A 6,631-nucleotide genomic window follows, 5' to 3' on the forward strand; every position below is an offset into this window, starting at 1 on the left:
ACAATAGCGGATATGCGCGGCGAAGTCCTCGTCATCGCGGATGTGATGCTCCCAGAACCGCCGCCGCCATATCCCGTGCTCGCGGCGTTTCTCGTGGCTCGCCCGTCTCGGGCACGGCGGCAAGGCCCGGGAAAACCGCGCCTTGATCACCGACATGCGCAGCCCATAGCCGCAATCCCCCGCCGGCAGGGTCCAGACGCAATGCATGTGGTCCGGCAGCACCACCCAGGCGTCGATCGCGAAGGGGCGCTCGGCCCGGGTGGCCCGGACCGCCTCGCGCAATGCCGCGATCTCCTGCACCAACACGTCCGACCCGCGTTGCGCCAATCCCACCGTGAAGAACACGGTCGCGCCGGGACGTTTCGGGCGGAGGTACTGCGACATTCCGCCATCCTCCGCGAGCGCGGTTAGCAAATCCTTGCCCTAGCCGGGTCCCCTGCGCGCCCTACCTCCCGAAAACACCGTAACAAGGGGCCGTCCATGTCCGTTCTGATCCTCTACGCCGCCACCGCCGTCACCTTCCTCGCGCTCGATGCGCTGATGCTCAGCTTCGTGATGAAGCCGCTCTTCACCCGCCACATCGGCGCGCTGATGCTGGAGAGCCCGCGTTTCGCCGCGGCGGCGGTGTTCTATCTGGCCTATGTCGCCGGGCTGGTCTGGCTGGTCTCGCTGCCGGCGCTGCGCGACGGCGGCAATGCCTTCGTGATGGGGGCGGTGGTCGGCGCCATGGCCTATGGCACCTACGAGTTCACCAGCTACGCCATCCTGCGCGACTGGCATCCCTCGATGGTGGCGACCGACCTGATCTGGGGCACGCTGCTCACCGGCTTCTCGGCCTGGGCGGGCGTCGCGGTCACACGGGCGCTGATGACTGCCTGACCGGTTTGCGATGCATATCGGATGTGCATAGGATGTGCATCTGACGCACAACCCCGGAATCGCTCACGATGATCATTTACGGCATCTCCACCTGCGACACCTGCAAGAAGGCGATGAAGGCGCTCGAGGCGGCCGGCAAGGCGCCGGAGTTCCGCGACATCCGCGCCAAGCCGCTGTCGGAGGCCGAGATCGACGAGCTGGTCTCCACCTTCGGCGATGCGATCATCAACCGTCAGTCGACGACGTGGCGCGGCTTGTCGGACTGGCTGAAGGCCTCGGACCCCGAGGCGCAGCTCGCCGCGCAGCCGACGCTGATGAAGCGTCCGGTGATCCGCGACGGCGACCAGCTGCTCTTGGGCTGGGGGGCGGACGTGCAGGCGAAGCTTCTGGGCTGAGAAACAGCCCGCCTTGCCGCGGGCTGTTCCAGATTCGCTTGAAATCGGTTGATCAGAGCAGGCGAAGGTCGCTGGCCGAGGCCCGGCCATCGCGGCCCGACTGAAGCTCGTAGCCGATCTTCTGGTTGTCGTTCAAGCCCTTCAGGCCCGCCCGTTCCACTGCCGAGATGTGAACAAACACATCCTTGCCGCCGTCATCCGGCGCAATGAAGCCAAAGCCTTTGGTGCTGTTAAACCATTTCACGGTGCCCGTCGGCATTCCGTTTCTCCCTATCTTCAGCCTTCACCCTGGGCGTCATTGCCGCGGGTCGTGCATCCAGGTCTTCCGCGTACTGCCTGGAAACAGGAAAGCGTCAGAACGTCTGTTGTCACGGCCAAAAGCATGCCAAAACCCGGATGAAAATCAAGCGTGATGTGGCGGGGCGCTAACCAGGCTTTCCGCCGGAAAAGGACGGACATGCGGAACGCAGCACTGGTGCTGGGCATCATCGGCGGGCTCTGGGCGATGCTCGTGGGCTTCTTCGGCTTCGGCTATACCGAGTTCATCGAGGCCAATGGTCCGATCGGCGATCTGGCGCAACAGGTTGACAATGTTCAGCTTGTTCGCGCCGCGGCCTTCCTCGCGCCGGTGCTGGCCATCGCCGGGGGCGCGATGGCGCGGTCGGTCAACATGCTGGGCGGGGCGCTGATGCTGGCGGCGGCCGGGCTGCTGTGGCTCGGCTTCGGCTTCAACGTCTTCACCATGTTCCCGATCGCCATGTGCGCCTTGGGCGGCATGTTGTCGCTCGCCGCGCGGCAGCCGGACGCCCATTGAAGGGCGCCCGGCGAGGGGCTCAGGCGGCGCCCGGCAGCTTCGCCTCGGTCGCGAGGCTGTCGATCACCGCGTCCAGCGTCAGGCTCTCCACCCGGGTCTCGCCCAGACGGCGCAGCGAGACGGTGCGGGCCTCGACCTCCTGCATGCCGATGGCGAGGATCACCGGCACCTTGCCGACCGAATGTTCACGCACCTTGTAGTTGATCTTCTCGTTGCGGGTATCGGCCTCGGCCTTCACGCCACGGGCCCTGAGAGCGGCAACAATTTCAGCCACATAGGCATCGGCATCCGAGACGATGGAGGCCACGACCACCTGCCGCGGCGCCAGCCAGAACGGCAGCTTGCCGGCGTAGTTCTCGATCAGGATGCCGATGAACCGCTCGAACGAGCCGAGGATCGCGCGATGCAGCATGTAGGGCCGGTGCTTGGCGCCATCCTCGCCGATGTATTCCGCCCCGAGCCGGTTCGGCAGGTTCGGGTCGACCTGGAAGGTGCCGCACTGCCACTTGCGGCCGATGGCGTCGGTCAGCTTGAAGTCGAGCTTCGGCCCGTAGAAGGCGCCTTCGCCGGGGTCGATCTCGTAGGCCGCGCCGACCTTCTTGATGGCGTTCTCCAGCGCGGTCTCGACCGTGTCCCAATCCTCGTCCGAGCCGATGCGCACATCGGGACGGGTGGAGAGCTTGATCTCGAAGCTGTCGAAGCCAAGGTCCTTGTAGACGCTGGAGAGGAGCGCGATGAAATCGGCGCACTCGCCTTCGATCTGCTCGGCGGTGCAGAAGATATGCGCGTCATCCTGCACGAAGCCGCGCACCCGCATCAGCCCGTGCATCGAGCCCGAGGACTCGTAGCGGTGGCACGATCCGAATTCGGCCAGACGCAGCGGCAGGTCGCGGTAGGACTTCAGGCCCTGATTGTAGACCTGCACATGGCAGGGGCAGTTCATCGGCTTCAGCGCGTTGATGCGCTTTTCCTTGGCATGTTCTTCCTCGACCTCGACGATGAACATGTTCTCCTTGTAGGCCTCCCAGTGGCCCGAAGCCTCCCACAGCTTGCGGTCCACCACCTGCGGCGTGCGGATTTCCTTGTAGCCCGCGGCGCGCTGGCGCATGCGCATGTAGTCTTCCAGCGTGCGGTAGATCTGCCAGCCGTTCGGGTGCCAGAACACCATGCCGGGAGCTTCCTCCTGCAGGTGGAACAGCTCCATCTCCTTGCCGAGTTTGCGGTGGTCGCGCTTGGCGGCCTCCTCCAGCATGTGCAGATGCGCCTTCAGATCCTCGCGGTTCTTGAAGGCCACGCCGTAGATCCGCTGCAGCATCTGGCGGTTGCTGTCGCCACGCCAATAGGCGCCCGCCACCGACATCAGCTTGAACGCATCCGCCGGGACCTGCCCGGTATGCTGCAGATGCGGGCCGCGGCAGAGATCCTGCCACGCGCCATGCCAGTACATCCGCAGCGGCTCGTCGCCGGGGATGGCCTCGATCAGCTCGACCTTGAAGGGCTCGCCGCGCTCTTCGTAATAGGCGATGGCGCGATCCCGCTCCCAGACCTCGGTCTTCACCGGGTCGCGGGCGTTGATGATCTCCTTCATCTTCTTCTCGATGGCGCCGAGGTCTTCGGGGGTGAAGGGCTCGGCGCGGTCGAAGTCGTAATACCAGCCGTTCGCCACCACCGGGCCGATGGTGACCTTCACCTCGGGCCATATCTCCTGCACCGCCCGCGCCATGATATGCGCGAGATCGTGGCGGATCAGCTCCAGCGCCGGAGCCTCGTCCTGCAGGGTGTTGATGGCGATGCTGGCGTCCGCCGGGATCGGCCACTGCAGGTCGAAATGCTTGCCATCGACCTGCGCCGAGATCGCCTTCTTGGCGAGGCTGGTCGAGATCGAGGCGGCCACCTCGGCAGCGGTCACGCCCGCGGGATAGTCGCGTTTGTTGCCGTCGGGAAATGTGAGGGAAATTTGGGCCATATGGCTCTCCTCGTCGGTTTGGCGCCCACGATGCGCCCGGTTGCGGGTTATGTCGGGCGGGGTTTTGCCTTTCGCGCCGGGGAAAGTCAACCGGCGGCTGGCCGCAGGGGCCGGGCTTTGTTATGAAAGGCAAAAATCCGAGGAGGCCCCATGTCCGAGCCGCAATTCCTGACGACACCAGAGGGGCGGCGCATCGCCTATCGCCTGACGCCGGGGCAGGGGCCGACGGTGGTCTTTCTCGGCGGCTTCCGCTCCGACATGGAGGGCAGCAAGGCGCAGCACCTGCAGGCCTGGGCCGAGCGCGAGGGCAGGGCTTTCCTTCGCTTCGACTATTCCGGCCACGGCGCCTCCTCCGGCGCCTTTCTCGACGGGGCGATCGGCGACTGGTTCGAGGATGCGCGGGCGGCGTTGTCGCTCGCCCCGGGACCGCTCTTGCTCGTCGGCTCGTCGATGGGCGGCTGGATCTCGCTGCTGCTGGCGAAGGCCCTGCCGGAGCGGATCGCGGGGTTGGTCGGCATCGCCGCCGCGCCGGATTTCACCGAGGACAGCATGTGGACGGCCTTCGACGCCGATCAGCGCGCGGCTCTGCTGCGCGACGGGCAGGTGGCGCAGCCCTCGGATTATTCTGACGACCCCTACATCATCACCCGCCGCCTGATCGAGGAAGGCCGCGACCGGCTGGTGCTGCGCGAGCCCTTGCCGCTGCCCTTCCCGGTGCGGCTGCTGCAGGGCACGGCCGACACCGACGTGCCGCCCGCCGTGGCGCTGCGGCTGCTGGACCACGCGACGGGCGGCGATATCCGCCTGACGCTGGTGAAGGGCGCCGACCACCGCTTCTCCAGCCCGGACTGTCTGGCGCTGATCGAGACCACCGTCACCGATCTGCTGGCGGGGATGCGCTGATGGCCGAACCGGTGATCTTCATTCCGGGCATGCTCTGCGATGCGCGGCTGTTCCTGCACCAGATCCTGCAGCTGTCGCAGAGCCGCGCCGTCACGGTGATGCTGCCGCTGCAGGCGACGGTGGAGGAGATGTCCGAAGCGGTGCTGGAGGCGGCGCCGGCCAAGGTGGCGCTGGTCGGGCATGGGCTCGGGGGCGATGTGGCGCTCGACGTGTTCCGCCGCGCGCCGGAGCGGGTCAGCCGCATGGCGCTGATCGCCTCGAACCCGATGGCCGAGACGCCGCAGCTTGCCGCCGCCCGTGAAGCCCGGATGGTGGGCGCGCGGATGGGGCGCATCGCGCAGGTGGCGCTGGACGAGATCCCGCCCGGCGCGCTGGCCCCGCTCGAGACGCGCGACGCCACGCTGGCGCTGTTGCAGGAGATGGCGGTGGGGCTGGGGGCCGACGCCTTCCTCGGCCAGTCGCGGGCGATGCAGCGGCGGCCCGACCAGCAGAAGGTGATGCGGCGGGCGATGTTGCCGGTGCTGATCCTCGCCGGGCGGCTCGACACGGTGGTTCCGCTGCGCCGGCAGGATTTCCTCTCGGCGCTGATGCCCTACGGTCGGCTGCAGATCATCGAGGATGCCGGCCACCTCGCGCCGCTGGAACAACCCGAGGCTGTCACGGCGGCGCTCCGGGCCTTCCTCGACGGGCCCTCCTCAGTTCGATGAGGCCAGCGCGATCACCGGCTTCTTCGGTGAGTTGGCGTCGATGAAGTTCAGGACCAGCGGGCGGATGTTCAGCCGCCAGCTTTTCCCGGCGAAGATGCCGTAGTGGCCCGCTCCCGGCTCCAGATGGCTGGCTTTCTTGCTGTCGGGCAGGCCGGTCAGCAGCTTCAGCGCGGCGACGCATTGGCCGGGGGCCGAGATGTCGTCCTTCTCGCCCTCGACGGTCTTCACCGCCACCTGCGTGATCGCGCCGATGTCCACCTTCTTGCCGGCCACCACGAATTCGTTCTTCGCGATCTCGCCATTCTTGAAGATGCGCTCGACGGTCGACAGATAGAACTCCGCCGTCATGTCCATGACCGCGAGATATTCGTCGTAGAAGCGGTTGTGCGCGTCATGGTCCGAGGCGTCGCCCTGCGCCACCCGCATGATCTGTTCGGAAAACGCCTTCTGGTGCCGCTCGAGGTTCATCGAAATGAAGCTTTGCAGCTGCAGCAACCCCGGATAGACCAGCCGCCCGGCGCCCTTGTACTTGAAGCCGACGCGCTGGACCGCCAGCTGCTCCAGCTGGCCCATGGTGATGCGGCGGCCGAAATCGGTCACGTCGGTCGCCGCGGCATCCGGGTCGATCGGCCCGCCGATCAGCGTCAGCGTGCGCGGCTGCGCGGAGGGATCCTCGCCCGCCAGATAGGCGGTGGCGGCCAGCGTCAGCGGCGCAGGCTGGCAGACGGCGATCACATGGATGTCCGGCCCCAGCGCCCGCATGAAATCGACGAGGTAGAGCGTGTAATCCTCGATGTCGAACTTGCCCGCCGACACCGGGATGTCGCGGGCATTGTGCCAGTCCGTCCGTACACTAGTAACGGTACCGTCCGAACTAACCGGTCCCGGACGACGACGGACGGTCCGTACCGAACCGGTACGGGGTAGGGACGGGACGGGACGACGGGTAGGGGGTCGGACTAAGTTA

General features: G+C 66.6%; 9 protein-coding genes. 5 read left to right on the top strand and 4 right to left on the bottom strand.

Annotated elements, in window-relative coordinates:
• Window positions 1-384 (bottom strand): REP-associated tyrosine transposase (locus tag C5F48_RS20950; protein WP_107665716.1); only part of this gene is annotated, 384 nt, incomplete at its 3' end.
• A gap of 96 nt (window positions 385-480) precedes the next feature.
• Here C5F48_RS20950 and C5F48_RS20955 point away from each other — a divergent pair.
• Window positions 481-879, top strand: a complete 399-nt coding sequence (locus C5F48_RS20955; RefSeq protein ID WP_107665717.1) for a DUF2177 family protein — start codon at window positions 481-483, stop codon at window positions 877-879.
• A gap of 68 nt (window positions 880-947) precedes the next feature.
• Window positions 948-1,274, top strand: a complete 327-nt coding sequence (locus C5F48_RS20960; protein ID WP_107665718.1) for an arsenate reductase family protein — start codon at window positions 948-950, stop codon at window positions 1,272-1,274.
• A gap of 52 nt (window positions 1,275-1,326) precedes the next feature.
• Here C5F48_RS20960 and C5F48_RS20965 read toward each other — a convergent pair whose 3' ends face one another.
• The gene (locus C5F48_RS20965) at window positions 1,327-1,533 is read right to left on the bottom strand and encodes a cold-shock protein (protein WP_107665719.1); all 207 of its coding nucleotides are present in this window, start codon (window positions 1,531-1,533) and stop codon (window positions 1,327-1,329) included.
• A gap of 198 nt (window positions 1,534-1,731) precedes the next feature.
• Here C5F48_RS20965 and C5F48_RS20970 point away from each other — a divergent pair, with 198 nt between their 5' ends.
• Window positions 1,732-2,088, top strand: a complete 357-nt coding sequence (locus tag C5F48_RS20970; RefSeq protein ID WP_107665720.1) for a hypothetical protein — start codon at window positions 1,732-1,734, stop codon at window positions 2,086-2,088.
• Window positions 2,089-2,107: 19 nt separating this feature from the next.
• On the opposite strand, the gene thrS is transcribed toward C5F48_RS20970, so the two are convergent.
• A complete protein-coding gene (gene thrS / locus C5F48_RS20975; RefSeq protein WP_107665721.1) occupies window positions 2,108-4,054 on the bottom strand; it encodes a threonine--tRNA ligase in 1,947 nt (648 codons plus the stop codon).
• A gap of 150 nt (window positions 4,055-4,204) precedes the next feature.
• Here thrS and C5F48_RS20980 point away from each other — a divergent pair, with 150 nt between their 5' ends.
• Together C5F48_RS20980 and C5F48_RS20985 are read left to right on the top strand one after the other, a co-directional pair.
• A complete protein-coding gene (locus C5F48_RS20980; protein WP_107665722.1) occupies window positions 4,205-4,957 on the top strand; it encodes an alpha/beta fold hydrolase in 753 nt (250 codons plus the stop codon).
• Window positions 4,957-5,664, top strand: a complete 708-nt coding sequence (locus tag C5F48_RS20985; protein WP_245941445.1) for an alpha/beta fold hydrolase — start codon at window positions 4,957-4,959, stop codon at window positions 5,662-5,664. The genes C5F48_RS20980 and C5F48_RS20985 overlap by 1 nt, the downstream gene beginning before the upstream one ends.
• Here C5F48_RS20985 and phaZ read toward each other — a convergent pair.
• Window positions 5,653-6,631 (bottom strand): polyhydroxyalkanoate depolymerase (gene phaZ / locus C5F48_RS20990; protein ID WP_107665724.1); only part of this gene is annotated, 979 nt, incomplete at its 5' end. The two genes, C5F48_RS20985 and phaZ, sit on opposite strands and share 12 nt — an antisense overlap.

Source organism: Cereibacter changlensis JA139, from assembly GCF_003034985.1.
Lineage (GTDB): Bacteria > Pseudomonadota > Alphaproteobacteria > Rhodobacterales > Rhodobacteraceae > Cereibacter > Cereibacter changlensis.

Coding starts and splice junctions, on each gene's coding strand:
- C5F48_RS20955 (WP_107665717.1), top strand. CDS start 481: ATGTCCGTTCTGATCCTCTACGCCGCCACCGCCGTCACCTTCCTCGCG.
- C5F48_RS20960 (WP_107665718.1), top strand. CDS start 948: ATGATCATTTACGGCATCTCCACCTGCGACACCTGCAAGAAGGCGATG.
- C5F48_RS20965 (WP_107665719.1), bottom strand. CDS start 1,533: ATGCCGACGGGCACCGTGAAATGGTTTAACAGCACCAAAGGCTTTGGC.
- C5F48_RS20970 (WP_107665720.1), top strand. CDS start 1,732: ATGCGGAACGCAGCACTGGTGCTGGGCATCATCGGCGGGCTCTGGGCG.
- thrS (WP_107665721.1), bottom strand. CDS start 4,054: ATGGCCCAAATTTCCCTCACATTTCCCGACGGCAACAAACGCGACTAT.
- C5F48_RS20980 (WP_107665722.1), top strand. CDS start 4,205: ATGTCCGAGCCGCAATTCCTGACGACACCAGAGGGGCGGCGCATCGCC.
- C5F48_RS20985 (WP_245941445.1), top strand. CDS start 4,957: ATGGCCGAACCGGTGATCTTCATTCCGGGCATGCTCTGCGATGCGCGG.